Below are 18,602 nucleotides of genomic sequence, written 5' to 3'. Positions count from 1 at the left end.
TTTTGGAGATTCAATAAATAATAGTTATTATTTTGTTAATGATTTTTATTATCATTTGTAAATTTGTCTTATATACTGTGGTCAAATTTTTATCGGGGTTTGATCAATTGAAAAAGAACATATTATTTCTATCTCTCATTGCTTTACCAATGTTCGCGGTTGCTGATGATGGTACCGTGTTACCGACCATTACCGTGAAAGCTGATTCACAGGCAACAGATGCAACAGGCAAACTCAAAAAAGACACAACCTTAGGTATCCTTGGTGAGAAAGCAGTATTGGATACACCTTTTAGTATCCAGTCTTACACAGAACAGGCGATTAAGGATAAACAAGCTGACTCGATCGCAGGCATTTTGAAAAATGACCCAAGTATTCGTACCACCACCAACAGTGGCCATTTAAACGAAAACTTTATGATTCGTGGTTTTCCTGTGACATGGGAAGATGCCAATATCAATGGTTCTTATGGGATGTCACCGAGTGGTCGTACTCCGACTGATATTTTGAGCTCTGCCAGTGTACTCAAAGGTCCCAATGCATTAATTGCAGGGATGGCACCGGGCGGTAGTATTGGTGGTGTGGTAATGGCCACCACTAAGCGTGCCGATCGAGATTTGACCCAAGTTTCGGCCATGTATGAAGATGGCGGCTATTATAAATCAGGTTTTGATGTTGCCCGCCGTTTTGGTGAAAACAAGGAGTTCGGAGCACGCGTCAGTGCGACTTATGGACAAGGTGAACATATTGTTGATGGCCTAGAAGATAAAAATACTGCAGCAGTTTTGGCTCTCGACTACACCACGGACCAAGCTAAAATTAACTTTGATGCCTATACCACACGAGATAGCCGTGAGGGTGGCTCACCTGCCATGATCTCTTTTTCAACTTTGAAACGTGTTTTAGCTGCACCAGATGGCAAACTGAATTATTTCCCGCATTTAGAAGGTATGCAAAGTGCTAACTATGTAGGTTTATCGGGTGAATATAAGCTTCTACCTAATTTAAAAGCATTTGCAGGCGCTGGTTTTAATGAACGTGAGTATCGTGGACATTTATTTGGTACGCGTATGGTTGTGCGTGATCTGCCAGCCAACTCAATGGGAATGAAGAATCCTGCTTTGGTTGGGGCGAATGGTGATGCACTGGCACAATATTATCGTGTTGGTTCAAAGGAACATAACACGACCTTTAATGCGGGTTTAGAAGGTCAAATTTTCACAGGTGATATTTCTCATACTTTGGCATTCCGTGCTGATTATCTCAAACGTAAATACAGCCAACATAAAGGGCGGGGGGCAACAGAGGTTTATTTCCCAACTAATATTTACAATCCAAGCAATGAAGGGCATATGCCAAATACGTGGCCAGAGATTGTTCCTACTGCGGATGATGTGTATGTCAGTTATAGCCTAAGTGATCAAATCTCTATGCTGGATGACAAGCTACAGTTTATTTTAGGTGTGCGTTATCAAGATATGAATTTAAAGGCACTCACGACGAATCTACCACCACTGAAGGCTGATAAAGTATCTCCAAGTGCAGCTATTGTTGTGAAACCTTTTGGTGAAGAAACCTCGTTCTATGTGAGCTATGTTGAAGGTTTGGTTCGAGGTGCAAAGGTATCTAATGAGGCAGATGCGAATTACAGTAAAACCTTTGCGCCATTTGAAAGTAAGCAATATGAAGTAGGTGCGAAATATCAAGGAGATCGTTGGTTACACACTTTAGCGTTATATCAAATTAAAAAACCAAGCACGATGATAGATACAAGCTATCGCGACCCAAATAATAAAGCCATTACCCAAATCACAACCGATGGTGCGAAGACCGAATCCAAAGGGGTTGAATACGGCTTTTCAGGTAAAGTTACGGATGATCTAATTGTTTACGGTAATTTGGCTTATATCGATACCGAATATAAAAAAGGGATTTCAGGCGGTGTGAATCTTTCAGGTAAAACGATTGAAGGTACACCTGAATTTACTGCTGGTGTTGGGGTTGACTACCAAATTCCAGTGGTTGAAGGCTTAAGTGTCAATGCTTTCGTGACTTATGTGGATGACCAATATTTAACGGCTGATAACACACTCAAGTTATCTGATTATACGCTGGTTGATTTAGGCGCGAAGTATGCGACTAAACTCGGAGGTGTAAACACAACTTTCCGTGCGAATGTTGATAATGTTGCAGATAAAAAATATTGGGATGGTGTATTCACTAGCGGTTTTACCACAGTAGGAGCAGGCCGGACTTATAAGTTAGGGGTGAGTTTCGATTTCTAAATCGAGCTGTAATAAAAAACGCTTCTGACTAGAAGCGTTTTTTATATATTCGAAACAATTAAACTTTATTTTCACAAAACTGCAAAAAAGCTTTCAGTCCTGGTCCTTGATATTTCTGGCGATGCACTAGCATATATAGCGGTCGTGTTAGTTCCCAGAAAGGTGTATCCAGTATCACCAGTTGGCCTTTTTCTTGCAGCGGTTCAATCGCTAATCTTGATACACAAGACATGCCTAAACCACCTGCGACGATTTTTAGAATCGCTTCATTATGACCTAGGGTTAAGCGGATGTTGGCGTCGGGAAGGTCTTGTAAAATGGCATTATCAAATACTTCACGAGTACCCGAACCTTCTTCACGCAAGATCCATTCCACATGATGAAAATCAGTTGGGCTGAGAGGGCGATTCAACTTGGCTAGTGGGTGATCCGGCGCACAGCAAACTGCAAGCTCATCATCACGCCAGTGAATGCATTGTAATTGTGGCAGATGACAAGAGCCTTCGATTAAAGCCAAATCCAACTGGAATTGATTGACTGCTTCAATCATTTGACGGGTATTGCCCACTTGTAACTGTAAATGTGCTTGTGGATGGCATTGTAAAAAATTAGCCATCAGATCAGGCATTAAATAATCACTGATTGTTAAAGTTGCACCAAGGCGTAAATCAATACTTTGTAGCTCACCTTTTGCTGCCTGTTCAAAAGCATCGCAACGACCGAGGATCTCTAAGGCTTGCGGCAACAGGAAACGCCCGAGATCATTGAGTTGTAACCGTTTACCCAAGCGATCAAATAAGGGGGCGCCGAGGCCATCTTCCAAATCAGCTAAGGCCATACTTGCCGCACTTTGTGTGAGTCGGACAGCATCACTCGCTTTGGTTACAGTTCCCTCTTGAGCGACCGCCACAAAAACAGCCAATTGGCGTAATGTCATGCGCATGTTAAAAGCCTTAACGTATTGAGGATCTCATCTATTTAACAGATCCTAAGAGTATTCATGATTTATCTGATCATGCTAACATGAGCGCACTGTTTCGTGCCACGTTCTCATCATGTCAATTGAAAAATTTAGCGTAGAAAAGGTTTTATCTGTACACCGTTGGACTCATAATCTTTTTAGTTTCACCATGACTCGCCCTGCTCATTTTAAATTTACCGCAGGGCAGTTCGCCCGTATTGGTTTAATGGTTGAGGGCGAATTGGTGGTACGTGCTTATTCTGTGGTTTCTTCACCTTTTGATGAAACTTTAGAATTCTTTTCAATTGTGGTGCCAGAAGGTGCTTTTACCTCGAATCTGCAACACCTCAAAGTTGGTGATGAGTTGTATCTGGAAAAAATTCCATACGGTTATTTGACCTTGGCGCGTTATCAACAGCCATTACCACAAGACTTATGGTTATTGGGAACAGGCACTGGACTGGCGCCGTTTTTGTGCATGTTACAAGACTTTGAAACCTGGAAAAAATATCAGCAGATTAATCTGGTCTATAGCGTGCGTACTGAATCTGAGCTGGCATATGTCGAGCGTATTCAGGAAATAGCAGATTTCTTTGGTGAAGGGCATACAGGCTTTAAGTTTATTCCAATTATTACCCGTGATCCGAATGCGGCACTGCATGACCGCCTGCCTGTTTTAATTGGCAATGGTGAATTAGAAAAAGCAGCAGGATTCTCTTTTAACCGAGACAGTAGTCATGTGATGTTATGTGGTAATCCACAAATGGTGGAAGATACCAAAGAAGCGCTGAAGCAACGTGGTCTGATTATGAATCGTCGTGGTGAAGGCAATATTGCCGTAGAGAATTATTGGTAATGGCGGCATTGTCGTGCTGCTAGGATGATTAAGCGTGTGTAAGTAAGTGGATATGTCTTAATGTACAAACATATCCATAAATTCACGGATTTCTTGAATGGCAGTATCGACGTCCGTGGTTAACCACGTTGGTTCAAACAAGCCGATATAATGTTCCAGACGATCTTGTGGCACCACAAGACGCACTGGGCAATCTTCTTCAAGTAAACGCCAAGGCAGAATCGGGACTTCGTTGTCGAGGAAGGGTTGCACATTGCGAATATCGACAATCATGGCATTGATGCAGTCGGGTAATGGCATCACTGAGAATTCTTCGGTACGCCGACGGAAGTACTCTAAATCTCCCCATTTCAGAATATAGCTTGGCTTATTAAACTCAATAATTCCAATCAAATGTTCATCGCGTGTGTGATGTAAAAAACATTGATGGGTGACATCAGTGTCTAGATCAAGAGAAACGCTTTGTTGGCTATAGGACATAAAGCAAAACATTAAAGAAATGAAGCCGAGCATTATAGCTTATTTTTATCGCATTCTAAAAGCGACTATATTTTAAACAAAAAAATAATAAAAAAAAGTAGAGTTCTGCAACTGGCGCAACGATAGTCCGAAGCTTTTTCACACAATGCTACATAGCGGATTGCTAATATAAGACTTGAAAAGTAAAAGGATGAGGGCTGCTATCATGCATGATTTTAGTAAGCCACAGCCTCATGTGGCAAGCAAAGAAGAAATTACCAAAAAGAGAAGATTACCTGTTTATATTTTGATTATGGTTGGGATCTTCCTGATTGCACTACTTGTTTATATGGTTGCTGATCATTCAGCTAATCCAACTGCACAAGTGACAATGGCACATATGCAGTCGGCTATTCTGAATGCTTAGGCAAGCGTATTTTAGACCAAGACTCAATTTACCATAAAGCTCATTGGTGTGAATCAATGGGCTTTTTTGAAATATTATGAGACCTTTTTGTTGTATTAGTGCAGCCATTGATTGATTGGAAAATAGACAAAAACTAAGGTGGAAGCATCCATAAATCATGTTCTTTAATTGCAGAACGTTCTTGGGTGGATGTGTATCAAGATTTAAAAACACAACATAAGGATAACAACATGAATGAATTTTTGAATGACCCCTCCAATCGAGGAGGATTTGATGCAATGTATTACTGGGATCAGTTTCATCCTATCTTTGCTGCAATTGTCATCCTACTGGTAGGATGGATTGTTGCTTTAGTGATTGCAGCAGGTGTGAAAAAATTACTGCAAAAACTTGATACCAATCATAAATTGTCCTCTGCAACTGGCCGTACTCCAAATATCGAAAATCTAGTCTCCAAACTGGTGTTCTGGTTCGTGATGATTTTGGCTGTGGTTGGTGCACTCAATGTGTTAAATATCAGTGGTGTTAGTGACCCATTTAGCAATATGGTGGGGCGTGTCTTGGCCTATATACCAAACTTGCTTGCTGCGGCAGCAGTTGGATTTATTGGCTGGATCATCGCAAGGTTGGTTCGGGCTGGGTTGAGCAATGTACTTGCCAGAACTGAACTGGACGAGAAACTAAGTAGTGAAGTCGGCGTTAGCTCACTCAGTAGCAATATCGGTGAGATTTTTTATTGGCTGGTATTATTACTGTTTTTACCCATCGTTCTATCAATTTTGGGTTTAACTGGTTTATTGATCCCTGTCCAGAACATGGTGAACGAATCGATCGCCTACCTTCCTAATCTGTTTATTACTGCGGTCATCATTTTTGTTGGATATATTCTCGCGAAAATCGTGCGCGGGATTGTCGAGGGACTGAGTAATAGTCTTGGCTTGCAAGCCCAAGCCGAGAAAGTGGGTTTATTTAAAAACTCGAATGTCGCTAAGTTTTTAGGTTCATTCGTCTTTGCCATCATTATTATCACCACCTTAATTGTGGCCTTTGAAGCATTGGGAATCCAAGCGATTTCTCAACCAGCAACAGCGATGCTGAATCAAATTATGTATGCAATTCCACAAATTATTGCAGCAGGTTTGATCTTGATCGTGGCGTATATCGTATCGCGTTTTGTTGGACGCTTAGTGGCTGAACTCGTTTCTGGCGCAGGTGTCGATGAAATCCCGATGAAGCTTGATTTACAACGCTTCTTGGGACAGACCCGTGTTTCTGATGTTGTCGGTTATCTGATTGTTTTCTTTACCATGTTATTTGCAGTGTCAGAAGCAGCTAACCGACTTGGCTTAGAGCAGGTTAGTGTACTGATTGCCATGTTTATCCAGTTCGGCGCCAGTATCTTGCTTGGTGCGGTTATTCTGGTGATTGGCTTCTGGTTGGCCAATGTAGTTGCCAATATTGTTCAACGTGGTGAATATAACAGTTCGCGCTGGTTGGCGAATTTGGTTCGTATACTCATTATGGGTTTAGTGATTGCAATGGGCCTAAAAGCTATGGGCATTGCAGATTCGATTGTGAATTTGGCCTTTGGTCTCACTTTGGGTTCCGTTGCGGTGGCCTTTGCCTTGGCTTTCGGTTTAGGCGGTCGTCAACCTGCGGAACGTTTGCTGAGTGATTTACTGGATAAAGCCAAAACTGAAGCAAAACAGCCGAATCCTTTACATAAGCAGGAGGTTGCACCGGGCAATACGGTGAATCCAGTGGCTCCAACGCCGAATAATACGTTGAATCCAACCCCACCAACACCGCCGTATTCGGATGAATAGAAAAAATAATCTTTGATTTTTTTGATTAATTCGACCACTCTAAGCAGGGTGGTCGTTTTGTTTGTATCAGCATTATTGGGTGTTATTTGGGATTATAATTGGGTATTTTAGTGGGTCTAAATGCTTTAATGAAGGAATTTGACCTCAAAAGCAATTCATTTATAGCTCAAGTATCAATAGTCTCTAAATAAAAAATCGATAGGAGAATGAAATGAAGAGACCAAATCGAGTATTTGCACCGATTATTATTGCAGGAATTACGGTTGGATTTCTGGCGAGTGCTTATAAGTTTGTGGTTGCTAAATCAAACTCTTCTAAAGAGAAACAAATTGAAAATACGCAGCAGATCACCACTTCAGAAGCGGCAAACTCTTCGGAGCCACACAATTAAAGTGGACTTATTGGATGAAGCCCACTGTACTGTAGCGAGAAAGCCTTAAACAAATTGTGCTGCAGCTTGTGCAGAAGACCATGCCCACTGGAAATTATAACCGCCGAGATGTCCAGTCACATCAAGGACTTCACCAATAAAATAAAGGCCTTTCTGCTTTTTACTTTCCATGGTTTTGGATGACACTTCACTGGTATCCACGCCGCCAAGCGTGACTTCAGCAGTACGGTAGCCTTCAGTTCCCGATGGCTTTACCGTAAATGCATGCAATTGTGTAGCAATCTGTTCCAGTTGCACATCACTGATATTGCCAATTGCTATTTCACTTTGTTCTGCCCAAATCAATTGTTGTAGTTCAAGCACGATGCTTTTGGCGGTAAATTCACTGATTAAGGTACGTAATAACACTTTAGGCTGTGATTTTTTCTTGTCTTTAAAGAATTGCACAAAATCTTGGCTTGGGAAAAAATCAATATTGAAGCTTTCTCCCACTTGCCAGTAGTTTGAAAGTTGTAATGAGCTTGGACCACTAAGACCACGATGAGTAAATAGCAACGCTTCAGTAAATTGATGGCGATCATTGATCAGTGTTGCATCTAAGGCATTGCCACTTAGGCGGGTGGTGACTTCTTTGAAATGATCTGAGAAGGTGAAAGGAACCAGACCAGCTCGGGTTGGGAAGACATGATGACCAAACTGTTGCGCCAGTTCATAGCCAAAGCCTGAACCACCTAGGGTGGGAATGGATAAACCGCCAGTTGCCACCACCAAAGACTCACAACGATAGGTGCCTTGGCTGGTTTCCACGATAAAATCTGAATCTGCCTGAGCCTTGACTTGCTGTACTTCGCAATGGGTTTGGATCTGTACATGTTTGGCTTTGCTACATTCTGACAGCAAAAGTTCCAGAATTTCTTTTGATCCTTTCAATGTAAACAGTTGCCCATGTTTACGCTCTTCGTACTCAATCCCATATTCACAGACCAAACCAATAAAGTCCCAGTTGGTATAACGGGTCAGTGCAGAAATGACAAAGTGCGGATTTTCAGACAGATAATTGGAGGGTTCAACCTCCAGATTGGTAAAGTTACATTTACCACCACCAGACATTAAAATCTTTTTGCCAACTTTATTGGCTTTTTCCAGTACAACTACTGAACGCCCACGTTTAGCCGCTTCCGCAGCCAACATCAAGCCTGATGCACCTGCACCTAAAACAACAACATCAACTTGATGAACCATGAGCAATACTCGATCGACGAAAAGCGGGCAATTATAAAAGATTTATGCAGCTTTTAGTATGTTTTCAACTTCCCTTGCAATCCTCCAGTATGGATCGCCAAAATACGGCTGTTTTCTGGAAAATACTGCTGCTGGATTAAATCGAGTAACCCCATCATCATCTTCGCGGTATAGACCTGCTCCAAAGGAATTGCATATTGCTGCTCAAAATGCTGTATAAATTGCAGCAGCTCGATGGTGGTTTTGGCATAGCCCCCACAACAATAAGCATCGGTTAAAGACCAGTTGCTTTTATCAGTCCACTGCTGAATATCCTGTTTCAGGAAGTCGCCCTTCAATGCAGAAAAGCCCAAAATCTGTTGTTGTGATGAGCTACTTTCAATTAAGCCCGCAATGGTGCCACCTGTTCCGACGGCACAACAAATCACATCATAATTCTCTCGGTCATGTTCACTCAAAATCTCCTGTGTCCCTTGCAGGGCAAGTGCATTGCTGCCACCTTCTGGAATAATAAAGGCTTGAGCATATTGCTGTTGTAACTGTTGCAAATATTCGGCTTCATGACGCAGCCGATATTCAGCTCGGCTGACAAAATGCAATTGCATGCCAAAATCTTGCGCTGTCTGTAGGGTCGGGTTTAAGTCACGGGTCGCAAGCTCTTCACCTCGGATCATGCCAATACTCTGAAAGCCGAAGCGCTGGGCGGCATAGGCGGTTGCGGCAATATGATTGGAGAATGTACCACCAAAAGTCAGTACTTCGGTCAAACCTTGTTGTTGAGCTGCGAGTAGGTTGTACTTTAGTTTATAAAATTTATTGCCTGAAATTTGCGGATGGATCAGATCCAAACGCTTAATGGTCAGTTGAACCGAACTGGGAAGCGTTAATGTTTGATAGGGGGTGGGAAAAGCAATGTGATCAAACATTTTCGAACAAGAGAAATGGATTTGATCACATTGTAAATGGATTTGATTGAGAATGTCAGTGTTGCATTAGGAGTCGGTATCTACAGAGCTAATCACCGACATGCCCGGACGTAAGTTTTCGATGCCTTTTTGATTTGGGTCAATGGCGATACGAACAGAAATCCGTTGTACCACTTTGGTGAAGTTACCTGTGGCATTGTCGGGTTTAAGCACGCTGAATTCTGAACCTGCCGCAGGGGAAATCTGTTCAACATGTCCTGTAAATTTCTGATGATTCATCGCATCGACAGTGAAATAGGCTTTTTGCCCGATTTTCATATTGGCAATTTGAGTTTCCTTAAAGTTGGCAATCACCCACGTTTGCGTTGGAATCAGATAAAGCAGCTGTGTTCCTGCCGCAACATATTGACCGACGCGCGGATTAACCTCACCCAATTGTCCGTCTAGAGGGGCAACAATGGTGCTGTAGTCTTTGGTGGTATTGGCTTGGTCAAGTTGCGCTTGTGCGCTATTCACTTGTGCTTTTAAGCCAGACTGCGCCACTTGCGCTGTTTTTAAGGCTTCTTGTGCCACCAAGATATTGGCTTCAGCCTGTTTGAGTAAGGCATGATTATTTTGTGCATCTGCCGCGGCTTTGTCTTGTTCAGATTTGGATGCAGCGCCACTATCGCCCAATTGTTGATAACGTTTTAATTGCGCCACAGATAAATCATATTGCGCCTTGACCTGATCCAGCTTGGCTTGTGCAGCCACAACATCGGCTTGACGTTGCGCAATCGTTTGGGTTTGATTGGCAAGACTGTTTTCTGCCTGCTCGACACCTGAGGCCGCCTGTGTGACCTTTTGGTCGTAGGTGGTGGCATCAATATGCATCAACACCTGACCTTGTTTGACTTGGTCAAAGTCTTTGACCAGTACATCTTTGATATAGCCATTAATCTGCGAAGACAGGATGGTGGTTTTACCTTTCACATAGCTATTGTCCGTTTGTTCAACCGCCGTATGGAATGGGCCAATGCGCCACGCCCATAAGATAATGGTGATGCCAACCAATAATACCAGTAGCATCCACCACAGAGTCGAACGTTTGGTCTTGATCAGTTTACTGGTCGGTGGTGGAGGTGGCGGAGGCATTTGTGTCACTGTTTCAGGTGCCTTTACTGCTGGAGCTGTTTCATTTTGCCCAGTAGTTTGAGCCTGATTATTTTCGGGTTTATCTTGTTCTGACATCATCTTTTCTCAATCAAAAAGGACTAACTGGCTGCTTGCAGATTTTTTCGGGTTTTGTATTTATCCCGTGCATATTTAAATAGCCCCCAGAGCAATAACACCACTGCAAAGATACCATTCAATACGATGACATCGTTATAGGCGCGGACTTGGGCTTCACGAGTCACCACTTTATTCAGGTTCTGTAAGGCTTGGTTGTTTTGCAAAACTGGATCATTGCTATTGATCATGGCACTACGCTGATAGCTTTGTAAGCGTTGTGCCACAATCGGATCGGTTGGATTAAGGTTGCTGTTAATTTCAACTTTGTAATCATAGGTATGGCGTTGCTGGTAGGTATTAAAGAAGGAAGAGCCGACCAAACCACCAAAGTTCTGTGTTGCTGAAAACAATACAATGAAGGTCACCACATATTGTGGACCACGCTGTAAAGTGCGCATAAAACCCATCAGCAAGAGCGGGCCAATGAAGACACCACCTGCAAAGCTGACGAGAAACTGACTGCGATAGAAGTTGGCGGGTCGCACATCACTGGTCAGGTGATAATCCAGTGCACAGGCGATTAAAATTAAAATCTCAGCAAGGAATAAATTGAGAATAACGCGTTCGCGGTGAAAGGTCAGGGCACTAAACACGGAACCTGCTATTGTTCCGCAGAAGATCACCACATACAGCGGTACAAACTGGTCGGGACCCATTCCCATGGTTTTCAGGAAATTGACTGCGGCATAACTTTGCTCTGACATCAGTAAGCGTAAGGCAAAGGCACTGACCACGAAACTGAGTAAATCGCCTGCCGCTAACCAACGGGTCATAATCAGGGGGTTCGAACGATAATGCTCGTAGGTGAGACCGATCACAATCAAACAAAAACCCACGATCAAGGTATAGGCGAGCCACGGGCTATCAAACCACCATAAAATTGGCCCTTGGGTGAGTACAATACAGAGGCAGGCAAAACCCGGTGCGAGTAGGGCAAAGGTAAAGAAGTCCTGCTTCTCAAATACTTCCATACGTAAGCTGCGTGGTAGCTTTAACGCCACCACCATGGCAAAACAGCAAATCGCCAGACCTAATTCAAAAGTATAGATCACATCCCACTGGTTGGCACTCAGCAGAAAAGGAGAGATAATCCATGCCAATGGCAAACCCAGCTGCTGAAAGCCAAACGCGAGATAGATCCCTTTGGCCATATCTGCTTTGCCGAAGGCTTGCATGGTGTAATACATCCCTAGTGAACTGAGCGGAGCAGCGGCCAACCCTGCGATAAAACGCACAAATAGTGCCATTTCATAGGTTTTGACAAAGATATGTAGAACCAAGACACCAATAAAGACCAGTAGACCTATTTCAGAAAACAGACGCAAGCCATATTGCTGTCGTGCCTTAAACAAGATGAGGTTAGAACTGACATTGGCCATGACATAGGCTGCGGGTAACCATGCTGCCTGCGATGGGATTAGCCCATATTCACCTTGGAAGATCGGCAGGTTTGCAACAATAAAACCATTACTTAAACTGGCTGCGATACAAATCAATAAACCAATAATGAAGTAGGCAAAACGTTTTGGTCTGGCATGCGCAATTGCAGCAGGCGAACCCGGCAAAGTTGGACGCTCATCTGCTGACCAATCCGGAGGAGTCTCAAGATAGCGAGGGCTTTTATCCATGTTATTCCTCGAACTAAACTTTAATGCCGTTTAATAATAATTCTATTGCGCGTTTTGCCAGCCGTACCTGATCAGAGGCATGATGTCCTTGAAATGAAGACCCCAAGATCGCCGTAATCATCCCGAAGTCTTGGGGGGTAAGATCAGGACGACACAGTTGATGCTGTATGGCCTGATCAATCAGGGGTTGTAATGCTTTATCGCGTCTTTGATAAATGTTTAGCATGATTGGGTCTTTCCGATCAATAATGCGCCAGTAATCAATCAGTACAACTAAATGGGGCAGTTGTTCGATATGGCCTTCAATCAAACGGATAAAACCATCATTAAAAGCTAATAAAGCGTGTGAGCGTTGTTCCAGACGGGTAATGGCACGTTCTAATAAGGCCGCAACCAGTGCTTTGCGATCAGCAAAATTACGATAAAACGTCGCACGCCCGACACCCGCATGATCAATGATGGCTTGCAAAGGCACATGAACGCCTTGCTTGCGAAAGATTTCTTCGGCGGCATTGAGGAGTTCATCACGATTATGTGCTGCCAGCTGCTGACGTTTTGCCATGATTAAAATTCGTGGGAGATTGAATGTAAATTAAACGGACATTTTTGTCCGAAGTAAATATCTACGGAAACTTTATTTTGTTTAATTTAGGTTAAATAGTAGCAACATCGTACTGTTATAACAGCATACAATGTTAAAAAATAAGCGTAAATTACTCATGTATAAAAAATACAAATAGGTGAAACATGCCAAGATTCATACATCATTTGCTCAGAGGAATAAAATATCGACCGTATTTATCGGCAACCTTTGCATTAGGTCTTTTACTTTTTGCTACCCTGCATTTATTTACACCATGGCATTGGGCAACCTGTTTATTGCTTGGCTGGAATATTGCGATTTGGCTGTATCTATTTCTGACCTTGAAAATGATGTGGCATCTGGAGGCGACACTGATCTTAAATCGTGCCAAGCAGCAAGATGAAGGGAAATGGATGATCCTGATTGTCGTGTTGATTGCCATCGTAATCTGTTTTATTGCGATTGTGATGCAATTGGGGCATGTACCGAAAGATCAGCCCGTTTTAAAAGGTGTGCTTATTTTGCTCACCATCGGGACGATTTTTTCAACGTGGTTATTGCTCCATACACTCTTTGCGATTCATTATGCCCATGACTTTTATCTGGCGAAAAGTCGTCATCAGGAACCGGGCCTGGATTTTCCCAAAACTGAGCAGCCAGATTATTTGGATTTTATTTACTTCAGCTATATCATTGGAACTTCTGCACAAACTGCAGATATTTCCATTACCAGCTCAGCCCTACGGCATCTTAATATTTTTCATTGCGTGCTGGCCTTTATTTTTAATACCGTAATTTTGGCGGTTACGATCAATGTCGCCGCCAGTTTGATTGGCTTATAATTGATAACTTATTTTTATATCTAGTTATAAAATTGATTATTTTAATTTTTGCATAGTGTTGGTTATTTTAAAAAGAGACCAAGCTCGCAAGGATAAGAAGATGAATACCCAGCATCAAGTTAATCAGCAACAATATCAAAATAAATCCCAAGCTTATTTAAACAGCACAGTACATGCGCAAGGAATAGAGTTTGCGAAAATGCAGCACTTGATCCAGTCATCTCAATTGAAGAAGGTCTTGGACTTAGGCTGTGGCGGCGGGCATGTCAGTTACCAGATTGCAGCATTTGCAGATCAGGTGACGGCCTATGATTTAACACCGTCGATGGTTGAACTTGTTGCTGAACAAGCCAAGCAAAGGGGCTTTGATAATATAACGGTTCAGCAAGGTGCTGCGGAGTCTTTGCCTTTTGCCGATCAAAGTTTTGATTGTGTGATGACCCGATATTCAGCACACCATTGGCAAAATGTGGCACAGGCGATGGCAGAAATACATCGTGTCTTGGCGCCACAGGGTAAAGTGATCATCGTCGATATTTTAGGGCATTCCAATCCGGTGATGGATACATTTTTTCAGACGATTGAAACGATTCGGGATCCAAGTCATGTACGCAATTATAGTTTGCAGGAATGGATGCGCTTTGCTGAATCTACAGGTTTTAGGATTGAGACCGTTGAAAAGCAGTATTTAGATTTAGAATTTACAAGTTGGACGGCGCGCATGCAAACCCCTGAATATGCGATTCAGACTATTCGTGCTTTACAAAAAAAGGCATCTGATCAAACCCAGCAATATTATCGTATTCAAGCAGATGGTTCGTTCAGCAGTGAGGTGATGTATTTGGTTCTTTCTCGATGTGGTCAATGAAGTAGATCATCAAGATCTACTTCATTTTTATCAATTTATGCTTGCTTAATGAAAGACTGTTTCTAAAGCTTTTAAACCGACTTTAGGATCGAGCAGACCGTTATAAATTTCTGGAACTTCACGATTTACCCCCAAGAGTTGATAAATGGCAAGCATGGCACCACGGATGGAATACTCCACGGTAAACACCACATCATCTTCCAGTTCCACAAATTGACCCAAGAAGGCAAAATTGACCGCATTTTCTGGAATCAGTAAGGGGCGATCGCCCGCTTTGCGACAGGCAAAGAGGGCAGAGGCATAAGGCATCATCACCGTGGTTATATCACTATGCGCCAGTACATGATCCAAGATATCGTCGAATCCGAGCTGATGAATTAACTCAATCACAATCTCTTGCCCAGTGGCTTCACTCATTGGTTTCTTGATGTAGTCACCGATGTGGTCAATTTCAAAACCATAGCCCCACAAAGTGAATTTACCTTCAGGTAAGTCGGCAAAATGCGGTTGTGCAGGCACAACAATGGATAAATGCCAGCCCGATTCAAACCAGGTCATCAGTGCGCCTGTTCCCGGTTCATTGCCTGTGTATTCGATGATACGTTTCAGCAAGACATCATCGTGCAGCGTCAGGGTAAAAGACTTCCATTTATGTTCGTCGATATTGCCATTGAAAGTCATTGGGCGACCAAAATCAGGTGCTTTTTGTGCAAGGGTTTCCCATAAACGCCAACCATGATCCTGTCGATCACGAATTAAGGCAGGCACATCATGCTGACCGCCATAACGTGAATCTGCTGTAATAGAACCTAAAGTGAAAAGTGCCAAATCATGTTCACCCAATACAATCTGTTCCGTGCCTTCTGGCAGGTTGAGATACAATTTGCTTGCCTTACGCTCTTTACTCTGTGCATCTTCAATAAAATCAGCGTCAGTGACATAAGTACCAAAACGCACATCTACGCCTTGTTCGACCAGCCAACGTTGTAAGGGATAAATCATCGAGTCATATTGATTGTATTTGGTGCGTTTAACCCCTGCTAGCGTATGAATACGCGGTAATTCTTGAATAAAACGTAAGAAATAACGACGTAATTCTGCTGCGCTATGCCATTTCTGGAAGGCAAAGGTGGTGCGCCACATCCGCCAAAAATTGCTTTGGAAAAAAGCATCATCAAAAAACTCATCAATACGACGGCTACCAATCCGATCTTCTTTGAGTGCCAACAGACGTAGCATCTGGGCACGATTCAAGGTAGATAAACCGAGCTTTTCGGCTTCTGCAATGACATGATTGGCATCAATTAAACGGGCTTGGGCGTGGGTTTTAATTTTTTCATTAAATTCACGGCATTCTTCCCGAACCGAAATAGTGGGATCTTCGAGTGAGGGGATGCTAGAGAATAGATCCCATGTGCAGAGGTAGGTTTCATCGGTCAGCATTCGTCCACCACGCGTCACCCAAGCATGATTGGGGTTGAGTGGGTTATGACCACCATCCATTGAACCCCCTGAAACCTCAAGCTCTTCTAAAATATGAATGTTTTGGGCTGGCACTTTGGCATCCCGAATGGCAAAGGCTGCCGCTGCCATACCTGCAATACCGCCGCCAATGATCCAGAGATGTGAATGTGAAGGGTCTAAAGTTTTCAGTTTCTTCGTTTGCATCTGATGTGCCCCGTTGTTTATCGTTATGAATGAAAATGAATTTAATTCCATAATTTTATTATGGGATTTAATCTTCTAAAAATAAATGAAAGTTACAGTAAAAAAGATGACAAATTTTGATCATAAAATTAGTTTGATAGAAAAAATGGATGCTGAGTTTATGAGTAATATAAATATGCTATTTTTAAGTGTTTGATATTAAAAATAAATTGAGTGTTTGCTCTAGATTGTGACTTCCCTGTCGGGTAAGGCATATGTAAGTGCCAATAAATTGATAAGATGAGTCAAAATTTTTATATCTTCTTGCTGAGATTTTTCAGTAAAATTAGTATTTGAAAATTATTCTAATCTAGAGGTTTCACTTGGAATCGTTATTGATTTTAGGCTCAATTGCTTTGGCATTAATGTTGGGTGCAATCAGCCCTGGCCCTACCTTTATTTATGTCGCCAAAAACTCAATTGCGATTTCGCGTAAGCATGGACTGTTTACCGCTTTGGGGACAGGGACGGGCGCTGCGCTATTTGGTTTTCTTGCAGTCATGGGCTTACAAGCCATTTTACTGGCTGTGCCTTCTGCCTATGTCGCGTTAAAAATATTTGGTGGCCTGTACTTGCTTTGGCTAGCGTATAAAATCATTAAACATGCCAAAGAACCGATGGAAGCAGTCAATGGCACTGTGAACCGTATGAGTTATGCACAAGCTTTTCGCTTAGGGCTGATTACCCAACTCAGTAACCCGAAGATTGCGATTATTCTTGCCAGTATTTTTACCGCCTTATTACCGAAAGAGATTCCAAGTTATTACTATGTGGTGTTGCCAATGCTGTGTTTCTTTATTGATGCAGGTTGGTATTCGTTGGTTGCGGTGGCATTGTCAGCAGAAGGGCCACGCAAAGTTTATTTAAAATCTAAATCGATATTTGATCGTATCGCAGGTGGGGTCATGACCTTGCTGGGGTTAAAGTTAATCTTTGGCATGAAATGATGCAGCAATAAAAAAGCGACCGAGAAGGTCGCTTTTTTATTGCCTAGAATCAGCTTATGCAGCTTAATCTTTAAAGTGTACAGGAATCCATTGATAGCTTTTTCCATCAGCAGAATAAATATGCCCAATCCCCGGGAAAGGTAAATGCGGAGCTGCAATGGTTTGGCCGTTTTTGGCGAAATCAGCAAACTGTTTTAAACGTGTTTCAACCGCTTTTTTCGGATCAATATCGTATTCAATCGCTGTTTTCGGTTGATCAAACTGTACGGTATGTGAATGCACGATATCCCCAATAAACACCACGCTTTCACCTTTGCTCTTTAATTCATAGCTAAAGTGCCCTGGCGTATGTCCCGCCGTATTGATGACTTTAAAACCTTGAATCTCATCACCCAGTTTATAGGTTTTAAAGCGTTGCTTGGCTTGGTAAGGGGCGATGGCCTGTTTAATGTGCTTCACCGTTCCTTCATAACCCGCTTGTTTGTCTTTTGGAAGCTTGGCTGCTTGTTTCGGGTCTAGCCAGTAATTGGCTTCGGCATTGGAAACGTACACAGTTGCATTGGGGAAGTTGGCAACGCCATCTTTACTGATGCCACAGACATGATCAGGGTGTAAATGTGTGAGTAAAATGGTATCGACCTGTTCAGGCTTGTAACCCGAAGCGACCAGATTTTTTAGGATCGAGCCCAAATGTGGGCCAAAACAACTGGCTGCACCGCTATCCACTAAAACCAGTGATTTTCCGGTATTGACGAGGAAAGCATTGATGGAAGTCTGTACGCCTTTTTCTTGATCGGCGTAGTATTTTTTCAAGATTTGCTGGACTTGTTGCGGTGAGATATCTTTAAACAAGCTTGGCGACATAAAGTTGGTGCCATCGAGCAGGGCGGTAATTTGTACGTCACCGACTTGATGTTGATAGAAACCCGCAACCTGTTTTTGTTGTTCAATAATCGGCAGGGTTTTGCTGGTTCCTGCATGGCTGAGTAAAGGGAAGCTACAAAGGAATGAGGCTGAAAGGAGTAGGGCTGTTTTTTTCATTTATAAATATTCTCTAAATTAGTTGAATTGTCTATTTTTTAGCATGCATATCTGTAGATTTAAAGTCAATAAATCCTCAAAAGAAAATCATTTTACTCTTCAATTGAATATCAGAATAAATAATCTCTATATGCTTTTTAAATCAGTAATATCTGCATAAAAGACAAAATTGAGTGAATGTTACTTTAATTTTTTCCATTCAATCATTGCACAAATTATCGTAATTGGCAGAATTAAAATGAATTGTAGATACAAAAAAGGCAACAATGATTGTTGAGAAAACTGTACGAGTAGGAAAAGGAGGGGTGCCCACAGAAGACCACTGAAACAACCATAAGCAA

At 42.4% G+C, this 18,602-nt stretch carries 17 protein-coding genes; 8 read left to right on the top strand and 9 right to left on the bottom strand.

What is annotated here, in order from left to right:
* The first annotated feature begins 38 nt into the window (after positions 1–38).
* The gene (locus Aba26S_RS06185; protein ID WP_005239451.1) at positions 39–2,285 is read left to right on the top strand and encodes a TonB-dependent siderophore receptor; all 2,247 of its coding nucleotides are present in this window, start codon (positions 39–41) and stop codon (positions 2,283–2,285) included.
* A gap of 58 nt (positions 2,286–2,343) precedes the next feature.
* On the opposite strand, the gene gigC is transcribed toward Aba26S_RS06185, so the two are convergent.
* Positions 2,344–3,228 (bottom strand): LysR family transcriptional regulator GigC, encoded by an 885-nt coding sequence (gene gigC / locus Aba26S_RS06180; RefSeq protein ID WP_005239449.1) that lies wholly within the window; start codon positions 3,226–3,228, stop codon positions 2,344–2,346.
* A gap of 112 nt (positions 3,229–3,340) precedes the next feature.
* On the opposite strand from gigC, the gene Aba26S_RS06175 reads away from it, so the two are divergent.
* Positions 3,341–4,102 carry a ferredoxin--NADP reductase gene (locus tag Aba26S_RS06175; protein ID WP_005239447.1) on the top strand — a complete coding sequence of 254 codons (762 nt, stop codon included), beginning with the start codon at positions 3,341–3,343 and terminating at the stop codon, positions 4,100–4,102.
* A 57-nt stretch (positions 4,103–4,159) separates the two neighbouring features.
* Here the strand turns inward: Aba26S_RS06175 and Aba26S_RS06170 are convergent, their stop codons facing one another.
* Positions 4,160–4,582 (bottom strand): hypothetical protein, encoded by a 423-nt coding sequence (locus tag Aba26S_RS06170; RefSeq protein ID WP_005191251.1) that lies wholly within the window; start codon positions 4,580–4,582, stop codon positions 4,160–4,162.
* 205 nt (positions 4,583–4,787) lie between these two features.
* Between Aba26S_RS06170 and Aba26S_RS06165 the strand changes: the two genes are divergently transcribed.
* From Aba26S_RS06165 to Aba26S_RS06155, 3 genes are all read left to right on the top strand, one after another.
* Positions 4,788–4,988, top strand: a complete 201-nt coding sequence (locus Aba26S_RS06165; RefSeq protein ID WP_005239445.1) for a hypothetical protein — start codon at positions 4,788–4,790, stop codon at positions 4,986–4,988.
* Positions 4,989–5,218: 230 nt separating this feature from the next.
* The gene (locus Aba26S_RS06160; protein ID WP_005239444.1) at positions 5,219–6,814 is read left to right on the top strand and encodes a mechanosensitive ion channel; all 1,596 of its coding nucleotides are present in this window, start codon (positions 5,219–5,221) and stop codon (positions 6,812–6,814) included.
* Positions 6,815–7,025: 211 nt separating this feature from the next.
* Entirely contained in the window at positions 7,026–7,205 is a 180-nt protein-coding gene (locus Aba26S_RS06155; protein WP_043970796.1) for a hypothetical protein, read from the top strand.
* 45 nt (positions 7,206–7,250) lie between these two features.
* On the opposite strand, the gene Aba26S_RS06150 is transcribed toward Aba26S_RS06155, so the two are convergent.
* The 5 genes from Aba26S_RS06150 to Aba26S_RS06130 all read right to left on the bottom strand — a co-directional run bounded on the left by Aba26S_RS06150 (position 7,251) and on the right by Aba26S_RS06130 (position 12,835).
* Positions 7,251–8,447 carry an NAD(P)/FAD-dependent oxidoreductase gene (locus Aba26S_RS06150; protein ID WP_043970794.1) on the bottom strand — a complete coding sequence of 399 codons (1,197 nt, stop codon included), beginning with the start codon at positions 8,445–8,447 and terminating at the stop codon, positions 7,251–7,253.
* A gap of 53 nt (positions 8,448–8,500) precedes the next feature.
* Positions 8,501–9,373 carry a 1-aminocyclopropane-1-carboxylate deaminase/D-cysteine desulfhydrase gene (locus Aba26S_RS06145; protein ID WP_043970792.1) on the bottom strand — a complete coding sequence of 291 codons (873 nt, stop codon included), beginning with the start codon at positions 9,371–9,373 and terminating at the stop codon, positions 8,501–8,503.
* A 66-nt stretch (positions 9,374–9,439) separates the two neighbouring features.
* Positions 9,440–10,507: an HlyD family secretion protein gene (locus tag Aba26S_RS06140; RefSeq protein WP_227501358.1), complete on the bottom strand. Its 1,068-nt coding sequence runs from the start codon at positions 10,505–10,507 to the stop codon at positions 9,440–9,442.
* Between the two features lie 119 nt (positions 10,508–10,626).
* Positions 10,627–12,273: an MFS transporter gene (locus Aba26S_RS06135; protein ID WP_043970790.1), complete on the bottom strand. Its 1,647-nt coding sequence runs from the start codon at positions 12,271–12,273 to the stop codon at positions 10,627–10,629.
* Positions 12,274–12,286: 13 nt separating this feature from the next.
* Positions 12,287–12,835: a TetR/AcrR family transcriptional regulator gene (locus tag Aba26S_RS06130; protein ID WP_005239435.1), complete on the bottom strand. Its 549-nt coding sequence runs from the start codon at positions 12,833–12,835 to the stop codon at positions 12,287–12,289.
* 185 nt (positions 12,836–13,020) lie between these two features.
* Here Aba26S_RS06130 and Aba26S_RS06125 point away from each other — a divergent pair, with 185 nt between their 5' ends.
* Together Aba26S_RS06125 and Aba26S_RS06120 are read left to right on the top strand one after the other, a co-directional pair.
* Positions 13,021–13,698: a DUF1345 domain-containing protein gene (locus tag Aba26S_RS06125; protein WP_005239432.1), complete on the top strand. Its 678-nt coding sequence runs from the start codon at positions 13,021–13,023 to the stop codon at positions 13,696–13,698.
* A 100-nt stretch (positions 13,699–13,798) separates the two neighbouring features.
* Complete coding sequence (locus Aba26S_RS06120) at positions 13,799–14,566, top strand: class I SAM-dependent methyltransferase (protein WP_043970788.1); 768 nt, start codon at positions 13,799–13,801, stop codon at positions 14,564–14,566.
* A gap of 45 nt (positions 14,567–14,611) precedes the next feature.
* Here the strand turns inward: Aba26S_RS06120 and Aba26S_RS06115 are convergent, their stop codons facing one another.
* Entirely contained in the window at positions 14,612–16,234 is a 1,623-nt protein-coding gene (locus Aba26S_RS06115; RefSeq protein ID WP_043970786.1) for an oleate hydratase, read from the bottom strand.
* A gap of 362 nt (positions 16,235–16,596) precedes the next feature.
* On the opposite strand from Aba26S_RS06115, the gene Aba26S_RS06110 reads away from it, so the two are divergent.
* Complete coding sequence (locus Aba26S_RS06110) at positions 16,597–17,220, top strand: LysE family translocator (RefSeq protein ID WP_005239427.1); 624 nt, start codon at positions 16,597–16,599, stop codon at positions 17,218–17,220.
* 63 nt (positions 17,221–17,283) lie between these two features.
* Here the strand turns inward: Aba26S_RS06110 and Aba26S_RS06105 are convergent, their stop codons facing one another.
* The gene (locus tag Aba26S_RS06105; protein WP_043970784.1) at positions 17,284–18,261 is read right to left on the bottom strand and encodes an MBL fold metallo-hydrolase; all 978 of its coding nucleotides are present in this window, start codon (positions 18,259–18,261) and stop codon (positions 17,284–17,286) included.
* Between the last annotated feature and the right edge of the window lie 341 nt (positions 18,262–18,602).

Source organism: Acinetobacter sp. NBRC 110496, from assembly GCF_000876115.1.
Taxonomy (GTDB): Bacteria; Pseudomonadota; Gammaproteobacteria; order Pseudomonadales; family Moraxellaceae; genus Acinetobacter.
This window is presented reverse-complemented; position numbering and strand designations above follow the sequence as displayed.